This is a genomic window from Roseovarius nanhaiticus, from assembly GCF_900156535.1.
Taxonomy (GTDB): domain Bacteria; phylum Pseudomonadota; class Alphaproteobacteria; order Rhodobacterales; family Rhodobacteraceae; genus Roseovarius; species Roseovarius nanhaiticus.
The window spans coordinates 35930-54290 of the sequence record NZ_FTNV01000003.1 but is presented as its reverse complement, the minus strand read 5'-3'; the positions used below and the strand labels follow the sequence as shown (position 1 = coordinate 54290).

Genomic DNA, 18361 nt, shown 5'->3' with positions numbered 1-18361 from the left:
TTATCCTGTCCCGTGCAGCGCTTACTCCGGCGCCACCTCGCCTGCGCCTGCCTCGGTCGGTGTATCCTCTGCGCTGGCCGGGAAGCTGGCGTCGGGCACCGATGCGGCCTCTTCGGCCTCGGCCTCGGTCATGGGATCGGCTACCGTCGCCTCACCGCCGCCCAGACTGTGGACATAGGCCGCCACGGCGCGCACCTGCGCCTCGCCCAAACGCTCGGACCAGGGCGGCATCACGCCAAAGCGCGAGTAGCGGATGGTCTCGGTTACCGCTTCTTCGGTGCCACCGTACAGCCAGATGGCATCCGTGAGGTTGGGTGCGCCAAGCTCGCGGTTGCCCATCCCGTTGTCACCGTGACATGCGGCACAGTTGTCGAGGAAGAGGGTCTCGCCCGCCTCATTTCCTTCGGCCAGGCCCGACAGGCTGCGCACATAGGTCACCAGCGTGGCGATCTCTTCGCGTTCCAAGATGTCACCGAAGGCGGGCATTTCTGTCCAGCGCGCGTCGGGGTCGTCCTCATTCCGGATGCCGTGGCGCACGGTATAGGCGATATCGGTCAGCGTGCCGCCCCAGATCCAGTCATCGTCCAGAAGGTTTGGATAGCCCGCGGCCTGGACCCCGGCCGCCCCTGCCCCGTGACACTGCGAGCAGTTGTTGGCAAAGACCGAGCGGCCGGCGGACACGGCAAAGCGGTGCAGCTCCTCGTTCTCGGGCAGAACGCCCAGATCCACATTGACGAGGCTCTCGGTGATCTCGGCATTCGAGAGGTTCACCTCTTCGATCTGCTCGGCTACTAGGCCGCGGGTCGACCAACCCAGAACGCCCTGCGTGGCGCCCGACACCATCGGCCATGCCGGGAAGAGGATCACGTAGATCACCCCCCAGACGATCGTGGCGTAGAACGTCCACAGCCACCAGCGCGGCAGAGGCGTGTTCAGCTCTTCGATACCGTCCCAGCTGTGGCCCGTCGTTTCGGTGCCTGTCTCGTCGTCGATGCGCTTGTGATCAGACATCACCGTTTCCTTTCACGTTATGCGGGGCGCGTGCCTCGCGGCGCGGGGCCGGACGCTCGTCATTGTTACGAAATGGCACGTCGGCCGCGTCATCGTGGATCGGGCGCGATCCGGGGCGAAATGCCCAAACGATGACACCCAGAAAAATCAGCGTCAGCGCCAAGAGCGCCCAGCTGTCGGCAAATTGCCTCAGAAGCGAGTAGGTCTCCATATCACGCCCCCCCCCTAGCGGCTGACATCGGGCGTGAAGGTCGAGAAATCGACCAACGTGCCCAGCATCTGCAGATAGGCGATCAGCGCGTCCATCTCGGACGTGCCCGGCTGGCCGTCGAAATTGCGGATCTGCGCGCCGGGATACCGCTCCAGCATGGCGTCCCAATCACCGTTCGGGTCAGTCTGCACGTGGAAGTCGGCCTTGGAGGCCTCGACCATCTCGTCGGTGTAAGGCACGCCGACCATGCGGTGAGCCGAGACCAGATCATCGATATGCTCGCCATCCAGCTGCGTCGCCGCGAGGAAGGCGTATTTCGGCATGACACTCTCGGGGACGACCGATTGCGGATCCATCAGGTGGTCGACATGCCACTCGTCGCTGTAGCGACCGCCAACACGTGCCAGGTCCGGCCCGGTGCGCTTGGACCCCCACTGGTGCGGGTGGTCGTACATCGATTCCGCCGCGAGGCTGTAATGGCCATAGCGTTCGACCTCGTCCCGCATGGGACGGATCATCTGGCTGTGACAGGTATAGCAGCCCTCGCGCACATAGATTTCGCGACCGGCCAGCTCTAGCGGAGAATAGGGGCGCATGCCCTCCACCGTCTCGATGGTGTTCTCCAGCCAGAAAAGCGGCGCAATCTCGACGATGCCGCCGATGGACACCACGGCAAAGCTGCCGGCCAAGAGCAGGGTCGCATTCCGCTCGAACCGCTGGTGAAACGTGATCGTCTTGGTTTCGGGCGGCAGCTCGTTCGGGATATCGCCCGGAATGTCGCCCGCGGTGGCGACCTTCGGGTCGTCCTTGGGGTCGTAGTCGGGGGATTTGGGATCTTTTGTCATGCTCTTACTCCGCAGGCTGCGTTGCGGCCGCCGTACGCGGCTCGCGAATTGTCATCCACATGTTCCACACCATCAGCACGCCGCCCGCGACATAGAGCACACCGCCCAGCGCGCGGACCACATACATCGGGAACTTGGCATCCACGGTGTCGGCGAACGAGTTGACGAGGAAACCGTTGGCGTCGACTTCGCGCCACATCAGACCTTCCATGATCCCGGAAACCCACATCGAGGAGGCGTAGAGAACGATGCCGACCGTCGCGAGCCAGAAATGCGCGTTGATGGCCGAGAGCGAATACATCTCCTTGCGGCCCCACAGCTTGGGCGTGAGGAAGTAGATCGCGCCGAAAGTGATCAGGCCGTTCCAGCCAAGCGCGCCGGAGTGGACGTGACCAATGGTCCAGTCTGTGTAATGCGACAGCGAGTTGACCGCGCGGATCGACATCATCGGACCTTCGAAGGTCGACATGCCGTAGAAGGCGAGCGAGGCGACGAACATCCGGATGATCGGATCAGTGCGGATTTTGTCCCAGGCGCCTTGCAGCGTCATCAAGCCGTTGATCATGCCGCCCCAGCTGGGCATCCACAGGATGATCGAGAACACCATGCCCAGCGTCGCGGCCCAGTCGGGAAGCGCCGTGTAGTGCAGGTGGTGCGGACCCGCCCAGATATAGAGGAAGATCAGCGCCCAGAAGTGGATGATCGACAGTTTGTAGGAATAGACCGGACGGCCCGCCTGCTTGGGCACGAAGTAGTACATCATGCCCAGAAAGCCTGCGGTCAGGAAGAAGCCCACGGCGTTATGGCCGTACCACCACTGCGTCATGGCATCCTGCACGCCCGAAAAGAGCGAGACGGACTTGGAGCCGAAGATGGACACGGGCATGGCCAGGTTGTTGACGATGTGCAGCATGGCGACCGTGACGATGAAGGCCAGGTAGAACCAGTTTGCGACGTAGATATGACGCTCGCGCCGCTTGATGATCGTGCCCATGAAGACGGCCAGATAGACGACCCAGACAATGGTCAGCCAGATGTCGATATACCACTCGGGCTCGGCGTATTCGCGCGATTGCGTGGCGCCCAGAAGATAGCCGGTCGCGGCCAGCACGATGAAGAGGTTGTACCCCCAGAAGACGAACCACGCGGCATTGCCGCCCCAGAGGCGGGCCGAGCAAGTGCGCTGCACGACGTAGAACGAGGTGGCGATCAGGGCGTTGCCCCCGAACGCAAAGATCACCGCCGAGGTGTGCAGCGGACGCAGGCGCCCGAAATTGGTAAAGGGCTGGCCCCATTCGAGGTTCAGCGCCGGAAAGGCCAGCTGTGCGGCGATATAGGTGCCCGCCAGAAATCCGACAACGCCCCAGAAGGCGGTGGCGATGACGCCGTAGCGGACCGGGCCATCCATGTAAGCCAACTCACGTTCGGCCAGCATCGCCGCCGATGGTGATTCGTCGATTCGGCGCACTTGCCAAACGAACATGCCCGCAGCGATGAACATGATGAGAAGTGCGTGAACCAAATAGGCCAGGTCCCGCGCAAAGTTAGCGGCAATTGCGGCGAATAGCGCAATGAGGCCGAATGCAATCAGCTTGAAATAGTCAGACATCGCCCGTCCCTTTTCCGGTCGTTTCACGTGGGGGAATGCCCGACACCCAAGTGGGGCACATTGATATAGGTCAATAAACCTCTCGCCATGCGTGTGACCACCCAAGAATTGCGGTCGGGCTGTGCAATTTGCGCACAGCGCAGGCGCGATCCCTGCCGCAGCCTGAGCGTCGGCAGGATCAAAAGACCGGTTATATGCATTGTATTCGGGGCAATATCCGTCAGGCGACGGTTGCACCATCCTCGTCATCGCCCGCCGCGGTCAGCAGTGCGGACAGATCCGCGCAGGTGATGCCGCGGTGTCCCTGCATCTCGATGATCCCCTCTTTCCGAAGCGCTGTCACCTGGCGGCTGACAGTCTCGATGGTCAGGCCCAGATAGGACGCCATGGCATCGCGGGTCAGAGGCAATTCCGCGCGCAGCGGATGTCCCGCCGAGGCAGCCCGGCGCAGAATATTGGCCAAAAGCGTCGCGACCTTCTCGCGCGCAGTCTTGCGCCCCAGAAGAATCATCCAGTCGCGCGCCGCATCCAGCTCGTCCAGAGACATCTGCAGCATGCGCTCCATGAGATGCGGCGTCGTGCTCAGCAGATGACGGAATTCATCCCTGCGAAACAGGCAGAAGGTGACATCCGTGGCCGCGACCACCTCGTAGGCGGCTGTATCGCGGTCATGGCGCCCGACGAAATCCGAGGGCAGCAGCAATCCTACCATCTGGACGCGCCCGTCCTCCATCGACCGGGTCAGGGTCGCGCAGCCGCTCACGACCGAGCCGACGAACGGCAGATTGGCACCCTCCATCAGGATCGTCTCGCCCGCGCGCCACGTACGGTAGGATTTGATCTCGGACAGTTGGTCCAGCTCTGTGGGCTCGCAACTCGCGCATATGGCGCGGTGGCGGATAGGGCAAGCCGAGCAGCCTGCCTTGGCGATCTGAAGGTCAATGCGTGTCATAGTTTATGATTTGCCATTTCATTTGACTTCGATCAAGGCATACCGGCCATGCATCGGCTTTTTGGTCATCATGACACACCTTGATCCACAGCTCACCGAACGGGCCCTGGCCGCACGCGCACCGCGCTACACCAGCTACCCCCCTGCGACACAGTTCGGGCCCTCGATCGGGCCCGATACCATGCTGGAATGGCTTTCCCTGATCGAGCCACATTCAAGCATCTCCCTTTACGCGCATATCCCCTTTTGCCGGCGCCTTTGCTGGTTCTGCGCCTGCCGCACCCAAGGCACCCAAAGCGAGGCCCCCCTCGAGCCCTATGTGGATGCGCTGGAGGCCGAGGCCGATATTATAGCGGCGGCCCTGCCCGCGGGCGTGACGACCTCGCATCTGCATCTGGGCGGCGGAACGCCGACCTTCCTGCCACCCGATCTGCTGCGACGCCTCTACGCCATGCTCGAGGCGCGCATCCCCCGCGCTCCGGGTGCCGAAATTTCGGTCGAGGTGGATCCGACAGAAATCGACGATGCCCGGCTCGATGCACTGGCGGATGCGGGCGTGACCCGCGCCAGCCTTGGGGTGCAGGATTTCGATCCCAAGGTGCAGGCGGCCATCGGCCGTATCCAGAGCTTTGAGCAGACGAAATTCGCCGTGGACGGACTGCGTGCGCGCGGGATCAACGCGATCAACCTCGATCTGCTTTATGGCCTGCCACATCAGACTCACGACAGCCTGATGCGCACGCTGGACATGGCGCTGTCGCTGTCGCCGGACCGCATCGCACTTTATGGCTACGCTCATGTGCCATGGGCCTCCAAGCGACAGGTGATGATCCGCGAAGACCACCTGCCCGATGGCAGGCAGCGGCTGGACCTGTCGCTGCGCGCGGCGGAGCGTATCGGTGAGGCAGGCTATTGCGCCATCGGGATCGACCATTTCGCCAAGCCCGGCGATACAATGGCGATCGCCGCCAAGGCAGGCGCACTGCACCGCAACTTTCAGGGCTATACCACCGACGGCGCACAGACGTTGATCGGACTCGGCGCCTCGTCGATCTCGCGGCTGCCGCAGGGCTACGCGCAAAACGCGCCCGCCACAGCGGCCTGGAAAGCCCGGATCGCAACGGGCCGTCCGGCCACGATCCGCGGCCATGCCGATACCGGCGACGACGTGCTGCGCCGAGCGGTGATCGAGCGGCTCTTGTGTGATTTCCGTGTCGATCCGGCCATCTTCGGTGATCCCGCCCGCGTGGCGGAATGGACAGCGCAGGCGGCCGAGGCCTGGCAAGGGGGGGTCAGCCTCGACGACACTGGCGCGCTCACCATCCTGCCCGAGGCGCACCACCTGGCCCGAATGATCGCGATGGAATTCGACGCCTACGCAATCTCTGCGCAGCGCCACAGCGCGGCGATCTGATCCACAGGCGGTAAGCACCAGTCAGACTAATGCTTTTCCGCCTTCGGTTTTGATTTTTTCCGTCTATAGTGGGGGCGACCGGTATGAACCCGCGTCGCCCCGCGCGTCGGCGCCATGCGCCGATAATGGCAAACATCTTTTTGGATCTTTTGCCGGGCACGCTCGTTCTAACCAAAGTGATGTCAGTGCCGCAGAAGGACCGAACCGCCATGTTGACCAGACGCCATTTCGTGATCACGGGCGCGGCCCTCTTCTCGATGCCCCTGCCCGGTCAGGCCCAAAACCGCCCCACATCGAACCCGTCGAAATGGGCGGCTTGGGACGCGCGCGTGACGCCGCCAAATTACGACCCGGCCACCAGCAACCCTTGGGGACTCGATCCGCGTTTTCTGCCGCAGCGGGTCGAAGCCAACGCGGGCCTGACGCCCGGTGACATTCACGTCGACGCAGTGGCGCGCTACCTCTATCACATCCGTGATGACGGTACCGCGATGCGCTATGGTGTGGCGATCGCGCGCGGCAACCTCTACGAGCCTGGCCGATACACGATCCGCCGCAAAGCCAAGTGGCCGACATGGACGCCGACCAAGGCGATGATCGCGCGGGATCCGGAGATCTACAAGCAGCATGAGGATGGCATGGATGGCGGGCCGACCAACCCGCTGGGCTCGCGCGCCTTTTACCTCTTCCGCGGCAACCGCGACACCTATCTGCGCATTCACGGCTCGCCGCAGCCCCGCTCGATCGGCGGGCGTGCAAGCTCGGGCTGCGTGCGGATGGTCATGGCGCATATCATCGGGCTTTATGAGCACGTGGAACCCGGCGTAACGGCCCATCTCTACCCAGCCGAAGACGGCGTGACCGCCCGCAGCTAAAGCGGCGCGCGGCGCTGATCGCTCAGATGGCGGGCGCCTCGGCCGGTTTGGTGCAGATCGGGCGGCCGTCACTGGTCCGCAGCGGCAGCAATGTCGTCTCGACCGGGCCGGCGTGGCGATACTGATAGCAGCCGGTCGTGGGATCGATACGCACGGCGTTCAAATTCTGCCATGGCGCAGCAAGGGCGGCCACAGGCTCGGGCGCTGGCGACATGCCGGGCAGCGCTGTAGTGGTTCCAGTGCCGTCCATTTCCTCGCAGGCGGTCAACATCATCAGCGCGCAGGCCGGCATCCAGACTAGTCTTCTCATTATTGGTCATCTCCTTGAATAGTGCGCAGAATGGGCGATTCTGCGCCGCAGAGCCAGCGTTTTGCCGCCCGTCCCTGCAATAGATCCGCCTATAGGCGTTTCAGATACGCATAGGAGACGTAGCCATCGAGGCCGCGGGCCTCTTGCAGGACGGCCTTGCACCAACGCGTGCCGCCCGTACGCTCGCAGTCCAGCACGCGGACAACAGTGCCGTTTGGCAATCCGGTGATGACCCTGAACCCGGTACCCGGCCCGGCCCGCAGTTTGAGCATGTCGCCCTCTTCGACGCCATTCACCTCGTAAGTGCCTGCCGGACCTGCATTGAGGCCCCCGAGGCTGACCGGCCCGCCGCCCACCGGCGCGCAGGCCGCCAGTCCGCCCAAAATTATCGCGCCAAGCGTGGCTGAAATGGCGTATCTCATCGCTCTCTCCTTGATCGTTCACAGCGTGGGTAGCGCGGCCCCACCGGCCCGTAAAGGACCGGTGTTGCCGAGCGGCGCTGTTCAGTCGCTCAGATCTCGAGGATTGTTGACCCGGTGGTCTTCCGCGCCTCCAGTGCCTCATGCGCCTTGGCGACGTCGCGCAGCGCGAAACGCTGGCCGATCGTGATCTTGACGTCGCCCGACAGCACTTTCTCCGCCAGATGGCGGGCCATGGCCTGGCACGTCTCGTGATCTGCGATATGCGTGAAAAGCGTGGGCCGCGTGATCTTGAGCGAGCCCTTCTTGCCCAAGATACCGATATCCAGCGGCGGCACCGGCCCCGAGGCGTTGCCGAACGAAATCATCATGCCTAGGGGGCGCAAAGACGACAGCGAGCCGTCGAACGTGTCCTTCCCGACCGCGTCCATTACGACATCGACGCCCTTGCCGTCCGTCAACTCGCGCACCGTGGCCGCCCAATCCCCCGACCGGTAGTTGATGCAATGCGCGGCGCCATGGTCCAGCGCCAACTGGCACTTCTCGTCCGATCCGGCGGTCCCGATCAGGGTGATCCCTTCGGAGCGCGCCCATTGGCAAGCCAGAAGTCCCACGCCGCCTGCGGCCGCATGAAAGAGCACGGTATCGCCCGATTTCAACGGCGTTGTGCGGTGAAAGAGATACTCGACCGTCATCCCCTTCAGCATCATCGCCGCGCCCTCTTCGAAGGAGATCCCCTCGGGCAGCGGGCAGACTTGGGCGGCGGGCATGACGCGCGCCTCGGCATAGGCGCCCGGCGGGTTCGAGGCATAGGCGGCGCGGTCGCCTTCCTTGAGATGTGTCACGCCCTCGCCCACCGCCTCGATCACGCCGGCGGCCTCCATCCCCATGGCGTGGGGCAGCTCCATCGGATAGAGGCCCGTGCGCTGGTAGACATCGATGAAATTGAGGCCGACCGCCTTGTGCGCGATGCGCACCTCGCCAGGCCCGGGCGCGCCCACGTCACGCTCGACCAGCTTGAACCGCTCGGGTCCGCCATGTTCCTCGATGATTGCCGTCAAAGCCATTTCAGCACCTCCCTGTGGATTTTCAAGCGGCAGAATGAGTGCATTCAGCCGTCAATGTCGAGAGCCATCTGGCACGCAGATGAGGCGTGATGCGCAGGCATCGACCCGCCGTTGCGACACACGATGCAGCTGTTTTCTACAGAGGCAAATTTGGGCGCGGCCCGGCAGGCAGGCAGCAAAGTGTTCTTTGCTCAAAGATACATAACAGCCGGCTCAAACAGACCTGACGGGCGTTTTTTCCCTCTGCCCCCGGCCCACTGATCCTTGCGCCACAGGCATCCGGCATCACCGCCGCTGCCGCGCAAAATGACAAAATATGGACAAAGTCACACCATATGCCAGTCGCTCTTTCTTGGAACACCTGCCCTGGGCAAATGAGGGCGCTACATGACAATGCAGACTGAAATTGATTTTGGCCGGCGCTCGGGATCTGCAATCGCATCGGGCAAAGCGTTTACCTCCCTGCTCGGTCTAGGCCTTCGGAAAAACATTATCCTGCTTCTTCTGGTGCTGGCTTACTACCTGGCGGCATTGGCGATCGGCGTCTACACGGCGAGGCCGGTCAATACTCTGAGCCCAACCATTCTGGTGCTGATGCTGGCCAGCCTGGTGCCGCTTTTTCTGGCATCGATGATAATCTGGCGTTTCGCCTACATGGCGACGTCCGTCCGCCCGGAAAAGCCCATTGGCTGGCTTGTTCAAGATTTCAAGACAACCATTTTGTTTGACTATCAGCGGCTTCTGAGCGGAGGCATCGCAATTTTTGCGAGCATCTTTTTCGTCGCCGCCTTCTCTTATGTCAAAGAGGCCATTCCCGAGCTGAACCCGTTTGCGTGGGATGAAGTGTTTGCACGCATGGACCGCCAGATGCACGGTGGTGTCGACGCATACATCTGGCTAAGCCCAATTTTTGCGAATGACACGATGATCCGCGTCGTCGACAAAGCCTATTCTGCATGGTTTTTGTTGATATATTTCTTTGTGTTCGTCGCCTGCATGGACCGCGAAAACCCAATCCGCCGCAATGCATATCTGATGTCCTTTACCCTCACATGGATCATTGGCGGCTCGATCTTGGCGACGGTATTTTCGTCGGTCGGGCCTATTTATTTCCAGGATTTCGGCCTCGGCGACCAGTTTCTGCCGCTGAAGGACATACTCTTGCGCCAGGACGCGCAGCGTCCGCTGCTGGCTGTCGAAATGCAGACCCGTTTGCTTCAAAACCACCTGAACGGCACTGATGTGGGCGGTATCTCGGCGATGCCCAGCATGCATCTTGCCACCTCGTGGGTCATGGCATTTCACGCCTTTCGTTATAGTTCCAAACTTGGTTGTATCATGGTGGGATTTGCCGTGCTGATCCAGCTGGGATCGGTCATACTTGGCTGGCACTACGCGATTGATGGTTATGCAGGCTTCCTTGTCGCGGCAGCATGCTGGTTCAGCGGGAGCAAGCTGGCCCAAATACAGAGCCGGATAGATGAGCCCTTGGACGTCTCTTCGGTTAAATGAAACATTGAACGAGCAGCGGGCTCTGAACCGCCCATAGGCAGAAAACGGCAACCCGCTGACACCACGGATCTTCAAAGCCTGAAGCGCCGGCCCTGATCCTGCCTTGGTCTGTCTTAAATTTGACTGAAATTGCACGAATTGCTGCCGCAGACAGTGTATATCCGTTTTGAAAACCAAGGGGCGCGAGCACGATGCCAACCACATTCAACTGGATATACCTGGGCAACGAGTCCCTCGTGCTGGACCCGACAGAGGGCAACAGCAACGCCGAGAATGCCGGGCTGTTTGTCGGCCGCAGCTACGGCACCGCAGGTGATCCGCTTCATCAGCGCATCGCCAGTGTGACGACCATCGACAATGGTGGCGCTGCCGGTGCTCTCGACATGAACAACAACGTGACGAACGACGCGTTCACCACCAATATCGGCAGCGGCCCCCAGACCTTTACCTTTGATGGCCTTAGCGTTTTCAACGCCACCATCGCCTATGCCAACGGCACGACGGCGCAGGTGACGGCGGTCTTGGCACAGTCCACGACCGGCGAGTTGTTCCTGGCGCCTGAGTTTACCAACAATGCCGACGTGGGCGCCTTCGAGGCCCGTCCGATCGTGTCGATCACCCTCAATGGCGTGGAGTCCAGCACCAATACCAACCTCGGGGCCAACCGTCTTTTGCAGGGCTGGGATGACGGGGTGATTGATGGCACCGCAGGCAATGATCTGATCGATACCGCATATGTCGAACCGATCACCTCGGGCTCGGATCGCGTTGACAATGGCGACGGTCTGAGCGGCCCTGGCTTCAACGATGACGTGATAAACGCGGGTGCGGGGAATGACACCGTCCTGGCGGGTCTGGGCAACGACTCGGTGTCTGGCGGTACGGGCAACGATTCGCTGAGCGGTCAGGCCGGGAACGACACGCTGCTCGGTCAGGCCGGGGCCGATACACTGATCGGCGGCGCGGGCAATGACAGCCTCGAGGGCGGCACAGGCAACGATGTGCTCTACGGCGATGCCGGCCCGGCGGAGCGTTGGAATTATCAGGTTTTCACACGTGATTTTACTTCGGCCAACGGGCAGGCCTTCACCATCGAGAGCGGCACACTTGCGGCCACCGGCACCTCTGCCGGATTCAATGTCACGGGTCACGGCCAACAGGCAACGGGCCAGAATGATCCGAACGATTACGGGATCATCTATACCTCAAAGCTGATCGCCTCGTCAGATGGCGTCTATCGGTTCGAGACCACCTCGGACGATGGCTCGACCCTCCGCATTTTCGACAGCCAGGGCAATCCGGTCACCTTTACCAACCAGAACGGCACGACCGGTACATTTCTGAACAACGACTTTCATCAGGCCGCAACCACCCGTTGGGGCGAAGTGACGCTGGAAGAGGGCCAAAGCTACACCATCGAGGCGCGGTACTGGGAGAACCAGGGCGGCAACGTGTTGTCGGGGCGTGTGACCCCGCCCGGCGGCACGGCTCAGGATCTGGCCACCAGCCCATTGATTGTCGGCACCGATAGCGTTGCCGGCAACGACGTCCTTGATGGCGGCGCGGGGGCCGATCTGGTCTATGGCGAAGGCGGCAATGACACGCTGATCGCGGGCGAGAATGACACGCTCTATGGCGGCGACGGTGACGATTTCTTTGTGATCGGGACGCCTTCCGAGGCCGGTACAGGCACAATCACCATCGTCGGCGGCGAAGGCGGCGAGACAAATGGCGATACGCTGCGGCTCGACGCCAGTGTAAGCCGTGCGGACATTACCTTTACCAACCTCGATGATGCCGCAGGCGGATTGTCGGGCAATTTCACGCTGGCCGACGGCACGGTCGTGACCTTCTCCGAGATCGAGAACATCATCTGCTTTACCCCCGGCGCACAGATCTTGACCCCATATGGCGAGCGGGCGATCGAAACGCTGCGCGCCGGTGACATGGTGGTCACTCGGGATCACGGTCCCCAGCCGATCCGCTGGATCGGTCGCCGCACGGTTCCGGGTGTGGGCAAATTTGCCCCGATTTCCGTCGCCGCGCATGTGCTTGACGGCGCGACCCGTGGCCTGCTTGTCTCGCCGCAGCACCGGCTTCTGTTTACAGGCTACAAGGCCGAGCTTCTGTTCGGTCATGACGAGGTTCTGGTCGCAGCCAAGCATCTGGTCGATGGGCGCGACGTGATCGCGGCTCCGCAAGCCGCGGTGACCTATATCCACATGATGCTGGATTGCCATGAGGTGATCTATGCCAATGGCGCCGCCACCGAAAGTTTTCACGCAGCCGATGCCGGCATCTCGGCTATATCGGACAAATCCCGCGAGGAAATGTTCAGCATTTTCCCGGAGTTGCGCGCCAATCCGAACGCCTATGGCAAGACCGCCCGCCAATGTCTCAAAAGTCACGAAGCGCAGCTTTTGCTGCCTGCTCAGGCAGCTGTCAGGTTCGCGGCCTGAGCCGGACGGCGCACCTGCCATAGATCGGTCGGATGAGGCCGCCATTTTACCCAAGTGATACCCGCCTCAGCGATGAGGGAAGCTGGCGTGCTCCTACCGGAGGCATCGGCCCACCGGGATGGCCATACACCGGGGGTAGAACGATCGGAGTTGACTGGTAAAAACTCTTCCAGTCCCTCGCTTCGCCATCAGTTTCTTGATCATGTGCAGCAGACTTGGCATGTCCGGGCGCCGGATCTGAGCAAGGTGGTCGGCTATATTGGTGCCCGCGTGACCAGGGGCACCAACTCTGGGGCCCTGCCCGTCTGAACGACACGAACACCGCCGTTCCAACCTTCAAGCCTTTTGGGGCGAAGGAGCGCTTGAGACCGAACTGCCGTATGCTGCGACGTACGCGATTGACCGCTTAAGATCTGAACGACCCGCATTTGCAATGGGGGTGCCACCCTCGCGTGTGAGGCTGCCGCGGGAGCCCGAACAGGTGCGCCGTTCAGTTTCGTTCAGCCAGCTCTTTCACATATTCACGCAAGGCGAATTTCTGGATCTTGCCAGTCGACGTTCTGGGAATGCTGGTTACGATGAACATTCTGGGAACTTTATAGGCGGCCAAACGGGCCCGGCACCACGCGCGCAATGCCTCTGTGTCGATCTCCTGACCCGGCGCCGCTTCGATAAAGGCGCAGGGGGATTCCCCCCATTTTTCGTGGGGCATGGCGACGACAGCTGCAATCGCTATGGAGGGAAAGCCGTAAAGCACCTCCTCCACCTCGATGGAGGAGATATTCTCTCCGCCCGAGATGATGATGTCCTTCGAGCGGTCTTTCAGCTGAATGTACCCGTCGGGGTGCACAACGCCCAGATCGCCGGAATGGAACCAGCCGCCCTCGAACGCCTTCTGTGTGGCCGCAGGATTGCGAAAGTAGCCCTTCATCACGACGTTGCCCCGAAACATGACCTCGCCCATCGTTTCTCCGTCTCGAGGAACCGGGCGCATGGTTTCAGGGTCGAGCACATCCAGCCCCTCGAGCGGGAGGTAGCGCACGCCTTGGCGGGATTTCAGCCGGGCCTGTTCGGTGCTTGGCAGAGAAGACCAGGCGTCGTGCCAGTCGTTCACAACTGCGGGCCCATAGGTTTCGGTCAGCCCGTAGAGATGGGTGACGTCAAATCCTGCGGCATTCATGTCAGCCAACAGCTTTTCCGGCGGCGGTGCGGCTGCAGTGAAAAATTGCACCGTGTGGTCAAGAGTACGCTGTTCCTCTTCGGGTGCGGAGATCAGCAGCGACATGACGATGGGGGCGCCGCATAGATGTGTCACCTTTTCATCTGCCAGTGCGGCCCAGATCGGCGCGGCGCGGACCTGTCGCAAGCAGACATGGGTTCCGACGATGGCGGACAATGTCCATGGAAAGCACCAGCCATTGCAGTGAAACATCGGCAGCGTCCAGAGGTAGACGGCGTGTTTGCGCATCGAGGTGGTAAGCGCATTGCCCTGCGCCAAAAGATACGCACCCCGGTGGTGCGAAACGACGCCCTTCGGATCGCCTGTCGTTCCGGAGGTGTAGTTGATCGAGATTGCGTCCCATTCATCCTCGGGCATGAGCCAGGCAAATCCGGGATCGCCATCGGCGAGGACGGTCTCATACTCCGCCCCTTCGAATGCCATTCGCGCACCATCAAACGCAGGATCGTCGACAAGGATGACCAAGGGACTGACCTGGGTTAGATCCAACGCTTCTTTCATCAGTGGCCACAACTCGATGTCAACGATGACGATCTTGGACATCGCATGATCGAGCTGAAACGCGATGATCGTCGCATCCAGCCTTGTATTGATTGAATGCAGAACACCCCCGCACATGGGAACGCCGTAATGGCATTCCAGCATGGCGGGTATGTTGGGCAGTATCGCCGAGACCGTATCCCCGCGCCCGATCCCTCGCTGCGCCAGGGCCGATGCCAACCGCCGCGCACGCGCGTAGAACTCCGCATAGCTGCGCCGCAAGCCGCCGTGAACGATGGCCGTGTGATCGGGAAAGACCGTAGCCGCGCGTTCCAGAAAGGTCAGCGGTGTCAGTGGCTGGTGGTTGGCAGGGTTGCGATCCAGATCGGTGTTGAAAGGGTTGGCCGTCATGTCTCAGGCGTCCTGCCATTGAGGGGCGCGTTTCTCGATGAAGGCGTTGATCCCCTCTTCGGCATCCCGCGCCAGCATATTGTCCACCATCACCTGGCTTGCCTGATCATACGCCTCGGCGAGGGGCAACTCACGCTGCGCGTAGAAGGCACGTTTGCCCGTGGCCAAGGTCATGCTGGATTTCGAGGCAATCTTGCGGGCCAATTCGGTGGTCGTGTTTTTCAGTGCGCCCTCGCTGACAACGCGATTGATCAACCCGATCTCGGCGGCGCGGTCGGCTGGCGTCATATCCCCGGTGAGCAGCATCTCCATCGCGTGCTTGTTCGATACGTTGCGCGACAAGGCGACCATCGGGGTCGAACAGAATAGCCCGATATGAACGCCGGGCGTGCTGAATTGCGCGGTCTCGGCGGCAATCGCCAGATCGCAGCTTGCCACCAGTTGGCAGCCTGCCGCTGTGGCAACGCCCGCAACCTCTGCAATCACCGGCTTGGGGCAGTTGACGATCCCCTGCATCACACCCGAACACAGCGCCATGACCTTCGCGAAATAGGCTTTGCCGCCGTCCGGATCACTGCGCCCTGCTGTCATCTCTTTCAAATCGTGACCGGCACAAAAGGCGGGGCCGTTTGCAGCGAGGACAATCACCCGGACAGACGGATTGCTGCCGGCGTCCGCGAACGCTTTGGCAAGCGCGGCCAGCATCGCCTCGGAGAGCGCGTTGCGCCGTTTTACGTCATTGAGCGTCAGGCGCAGAAGTCCGTCATCGCTCAGATCGCTGAGAAGAATGCTATCCGTGTGCATGGGGTCGGTCCTTTAGCGGATGTTGATCTCGACGCTATCAGCGAGAGTGTTTGCAATAAAGCAATAGCGGTGCGCGCGTTCCTGCATTTCGGCCATCTGCGCGTCGGTTATGGAAAAGCCGGTGTCAAAGCGCACAACGGGATGAAGGTCGATCCGAGTGACCGACATCTGCCCTTCGGGATTCTTGCCAAGATGCGCCTCGGCATAATCGTGATAGCTGGCCACCGGCCAGCCCGCCTTCGCTGCCAGCGCGAGGAAGGTCATCATGTGGCAGCTTGACAGCGCCGACGCGAGCGCCTGCTCGGGGTTGGTATTCGACGGATTGCCACCCCAATCGGGGGCAGAGTCCACAGCGATGTCGTGCGTTTTGTTCAATTGCACGGTATGTGCGTTTGAATAGGCACCTGCCGCGAATGCGGGCTCTGCGCGCTGCCAGTGCAGCTCGATTGAAAGATCTGACATTTTTGCAGTCTCTTGCGAAAGTGTTGGTGCCGCCGCACGTGCACCCCGAAGAGCGCACGCGCCGTTGATGATGCAGGATGCCTTATGCTGCCGCAATCTGCTTCTTGGGGTCGTAGAACGGGCGCTCGACGACTGTCGCTTTTGTCGGGCCGAATTTTGTCACGACGTCGACCTCCGCCCCCAGCATCGCTGCATCCACGGCAACCATCGCCAACGCAATGTTCTTTTCGAGACGCGGCGAATAGACCGCCGATGTCACCTTGCCGATCACTTCGCCGCCCTGGTTGATCGTCCAGAACGTCGTGTTCGGCCCGTCAAGCGGCTCGCAATCCAGCACCAGACCGACCTGCTTGCGCTTTGGACCTTCTGCATGGATGCGGCGCAGCGCGTCCTTGCCGATGAAGTCCGCATCTATGTCGAGGTTCACAAGGCGGTCGAATCCGAGTTCATAGGGGTTCGTATTGATGTCCGCATCCGCATGATAGGACAGCATGCCACCTTCGATCCGACGGATCGAGGATGTGTGACCCGGCCTCAGGCCGTGCTCCATGCCCGCGGCCATGATCCTCTCCCACAGCAGATCGCCTTTGGACCCATCGCGCAGATAAAGCTCGTAACCCAGTTCGCTGGACCACCCCGTGCGCGACACGATAAGCGGGATGCCATCCAGATCGACTTCGCGCAGCCAGTAGTATTTGAGGTCAACGATGCTTTCGCCGAAAAGCTCTTGCATGATCAGGCCCGATTTCGGACCCTGAAGCTGAAGCGGCGAGACATCAGGCTCGCCAATTTGCACATCCAGCCCCGAATGCACGGCCACGCCCTGAGCCCAGAGCAGGATGTCGCTGTCGGCCAGCGATATCCAGAAATGGCCTTCGGCAAGGCGCAGCAGGATCGGATCGTTCAGGATACCGCCCGCGGCATTGGTGATCAGCACGTATTTGCACTGTCCCACAGCCATCTTGGACAGATCGCGCGGCGTCAGCAACTGGACGAACTTTGCCGCATCCGGACCGGTGATCTCGACCTGACGCTCGACGGCCACGTCGCACAGGATCGCGTCATTGACGAGGTTCCAGAAATTCTGTTGCGGATCACCAAAGTCGCGAGGGATATACATATGATTGTAAACAGAAAAAGCCTTGGCGCCCCAGCGAACCGTTGCGTCGAAGTAAGGGGATTTCCGGATTTGAGTGCCGAAGCCAAAGTCTTCTGATTGCGTCATGTTTTCGCCCTCGCAGCAGGTGGCCTGACAGGCCAGTGAAGTGTTGAAACCTGCCCGTGACTTAACTTCAAATCAGCAAATGTCGCGGTCTGATAACATGCGCGGATCGGGCCAATCAGACCGATTTTCAGGGTGGAAAAAGGCCGTTCAGTCTTTGCCCTCTAATTGTCGCCCTTGCCGATCAGTTTAGCCAGGTTGGGCCTGCTGGTTTTGATCTGGCGGGTCGCGATGTAGGTCATGTAGCGATCTATGGCTAGCTCGGCCGACAGCATGTGGTCCATCGCCTCCTGGAAGGCGGCAAGGCTGGGCGTTACCACTTTCATCACGTAATCCATGCCCCCTCCGGTCGCGATGCACTCGATGATTTCGTCCTGCTTTTGCACATAGTCTTCGAAACGAACGAACTCCGCCTTGCGATGCGATCCGAGAGAGACCGTCACAACAACCTGAGTAAAATCCATGATCCGGTCCAACGCCAACTCGGCGTGGTAGCTGCGGATATAGCCAGCGGCTTTCAGACGATCGAGCCGCGCCCAACACGGCGTGGGCGACAGGTTCACAAGTTCGGCCAGACGCACCTTGCTAAGTTGTCCATGCTGTTGGACCGCACTGAGGATACGGATGTCCGCAGCGTCGAGGCCCAATTTCTTCATGCGCGCAGGTGTCTCACGTCGTTGATGTGCCAGTCGTCCGAGCTGTCAATAGAGGATCGTCCTCGCACGACTTTCGTAATTTCTTCGCTTGAGGCTTTCACTTTTCCGACCCATTCGCCCGTAATCGCGCCAAAACACTCTGCTATGCGTCGGTTCGACCTGAAAGCAGCGGTCAGCATTGGCAATACGCCGATGCTCCTCCACGTGTTCAGCCAGATCGCTGCGGATCACACGCTTGGCAACGCCACGGCAGACCGAGCATGTGATACCTTCAAATGCCATGATGCGTCTGCTGCTCGCAAAGCCCATGGTGGTGTCGCGCCCAGCAAGAAGCCTTGGATGTGGACGCCCTCGGCAGGGGCGAAAGCGCGCGGCGCAGCGGTGCGATCCTCAAGTCATCTG

17 protein-coding genes are annotated in these 18361 nt (G+C 61.1%); 4 read left to right on the top strand and 13 right to left on the bottom strand.

Annotation, left to right across the window (positions count from 1 at the left end; all coding sequences use genetic code 11):
- Nucleotides 1-21: 21 nt before the first annotated feature.
- The 5 genes from ccoP to fnrL form a co-directional block, all read right to left on the bottom strand.
- Nucleotides 22-1011, bottom strand: coding sequence for a cytochrome-c oxidase, cbb3-type subunit III (ccoP, locus tag BW975_RS13390; protein ID WP_083687116.1), 990 nt, complete (start codon nt 1009-1011; stop codon nt 22-24).
- Nucleotides 1004-1222 (bottom strand): CcoQ/FixQ family Cbb3-type cytochrome c oxidase assembly chaperone, encoded by a 219-nt coding sequence (locus BW975_RS13385; protein ID WP_076534842.1) that lies wholly within the window; start codon nt 1220-1222, stop codon nt 1004-1006. Before BW975_RS13385 ends, ccoP begins: the two co-directional genes overlap by 8 nt.
- 14 nt (nt 1223-1236) lie before the next feature.
- Entirely contained in the window at nt 1237-2067 is an 831-nt protein-coding gene (gene ccoO, locus BW975_RS13380; protein ID WP_083687115.1) for a cytochrome-c oxidase, cbb3-type subunit II, read from the bottom strand.
- 4 nt (nt 2068-2071) lie between these two features.
- On the bottom strand, nt 2072-3676 hold the full coding sequence (ccoN, locus tag BW975_RS13375; RefSeq protein WP_076534841.1) for a cytochrome-c oxidase, cbb3-type subunit I: 1605 nt from the start codon (nt 3674-3676) through the stop codon (nt 2072-2074).
- A gap of 220 nt (nt 3677-3896) precedes the next feature.
- A complete protein-coding gene (gene fnrL, locus BW975_RS13370; RefSeq protein WP_076534840.1) occupies nt 3897-4628 on the bottom strand; it encodes a transcriptional regulator FnrL in 732 nt (243 codons plus the stop codon).
- A 70-nt stretch (nt 4629-4698) separates the two neighbouring features.
- Between fnrL and hemN the strand changes: the two genes are divergently transcribed.
- Together hemN and BW975_RS13360 are read left to right on the top strand one after the other, a co-directional pair.
- The gene (hemN, locus tag BW975_RS13365) at nt 4699-6042 is read left to right on the top strand and encodes an oxygen-independent coproporphyrinogen III oxidase (protein ID WP_076535235.1); all 1344 of its coding nucleotides are present in this window, start codon (nt 4699-4701) and stop codon (nt 6040-6042) included.
- Nucleotides 6043-6251: 209 nt separating this feature from the next.
- Nucleotides 6252-6917: a L,D-transpeptidase gene (locus BW975_RS13360; RefSeq protein WP_076535234.1), complete on the top strand. Its 666-nt coding sequence runs from the start codon at nt 6252-6254 to the stop codon at nt 6915-6917.
- 22 nt (nt 6918-6939) lie between these two features.
- Here the strand turns inward: BW975_RS13360 and BW975_RS13355 are convergent, their stop codons facing one another.
- The 3 genes from BW975_RS13355 to BW975_RS13345 all read right to left on the bottom strand — a co-directional run bounded on the left by BW975_RS13355 (nt 6940) and on the right by BW975_RS13345 (nt 8713).
- Nucleotides 6940-7227, bottom strand: coding sequence for a hypothetical protein (locus BW975_RS13355; RefSeq protein ID WP_076534839.1), 288 nt, complete (start codon nt 7225-7227; stop codon nt 6940-6942).
- Nucleotides 7228-7316: 89 nt separating this feature from the next.
- On the bottom strand, nt 7317-7649 hold the full coding sequence (locus BW975_RS13350; RefSeq protein ID WP_076534838.1) for an SH3 domain-containing protein: 333 nt from the start codon (nt 7647-7649) through the stop codon (nt 7317-7319).
- An 89-nt stretch (nt 7650-7738) separates the two neighbouring features.
- A complete protein-coding gene (locus BW975_RS13345; RefSeq protein WP_076534837.1) occupies nt 7739-8713 on the bottom strand; it encodes a quinone oxidoreductase family protein in 975 nt (324 codons plus the stop codon).
- Nucleotides 8714-9100: 387 nt separating this feature from the next.
- Between BW975_RS13345 and BW975_RS13340 the strand changes: the two genes are divergently transcribed.
- The gene (locus tag BW975_RS13340) at nt 9101-10225 is read left to right on the top strand and encodes a phosphatase PAP2 family protein (protein WP_076534836.1); all 1125 of its coding nucleotides are present in this window, start codon (nt 9101-9103) and stop codon (nt 10223-10225) included.
- Between the two features lie 191 nt (nt 10226-10416).
- On the top strand, nt 10417-12684 hold the full coding sequence (locus tag BW975_RS18375; protein ID WP_076534835.1) for a Hint domain-containing protein: 2268 nt from the start codon (nt 10417-10419) through the stop codon (nt 12682-12684).
- 490 nt (nt 12685-13174) lie between these two features.
- On the opposite strand, the gene BW975_RS13330 is transcribed toward BW975_RS18375, so the two are convergent.
- From BW975_RS13330 to BW975_RS13310, 5 genes are all read right to left on the bottom strand, one after another.
- Nucleotides 13175-14815 (bottom strand): acyl-CoA synthetase, encoded by a 1641-nt coding sequence (locus BW975_RS13330; RefSeq protein ID WP_076534834.1) that lies wholly within the window; start codon nt 14813-14815, stop codon nt 13175-13177.
- Between the two features lie 3 nt (nt 14816-14818).
- The gene (locus BW975_RS13325; RefSeq protein WP_076534833.1) at nt 14819-15619 is read right to left on the bottom strand and encodes an enoyl-CoA hydratase; all 801 of its coding nucleotides are present in this window, start codon (nt 15617-15619) and stop codon (nt 14819-14821) included.
- Nucleotides 15620-15631: 12 nt separating this feature from the next.
- A complete protein-coding gene (locus BW975_RS13320) occupies nt 15632-16081 on the bottom strand; it encodes an OsmC family protein (protein ID WP_076534832.1) in 450 nt (149 codons plus the stop codon).
- Nucleotides 16082-16163: 82 nt separating this feature from the next.
- Nucleotides 16164-17306: a glycine cleavage T C-terminal barrel domain-containing protein gene (locus BW975_RS13315; RefSeq protein WP_076534831.1), complete on the bottom strand. Its 1143-nt coding sequence runs from the start codon at nt 17304-17306 to the stop codon at nt 16164-16166.
- 161 nt (nt 17307-17467) lie between these two features.
- On the bottom strand, nt 17468-17959 hold the full coding sequence (locus BW975_RS13310; protein ID WP_076534830.1) for an Lrp/AsnC family transcriptional regulator: 492 nt from the start codon (nt 17957-17959) through the stop codon (nt 17468-17470).
- Nucleotides 17960-18361 lie beyond the last annotated feature (402 nt).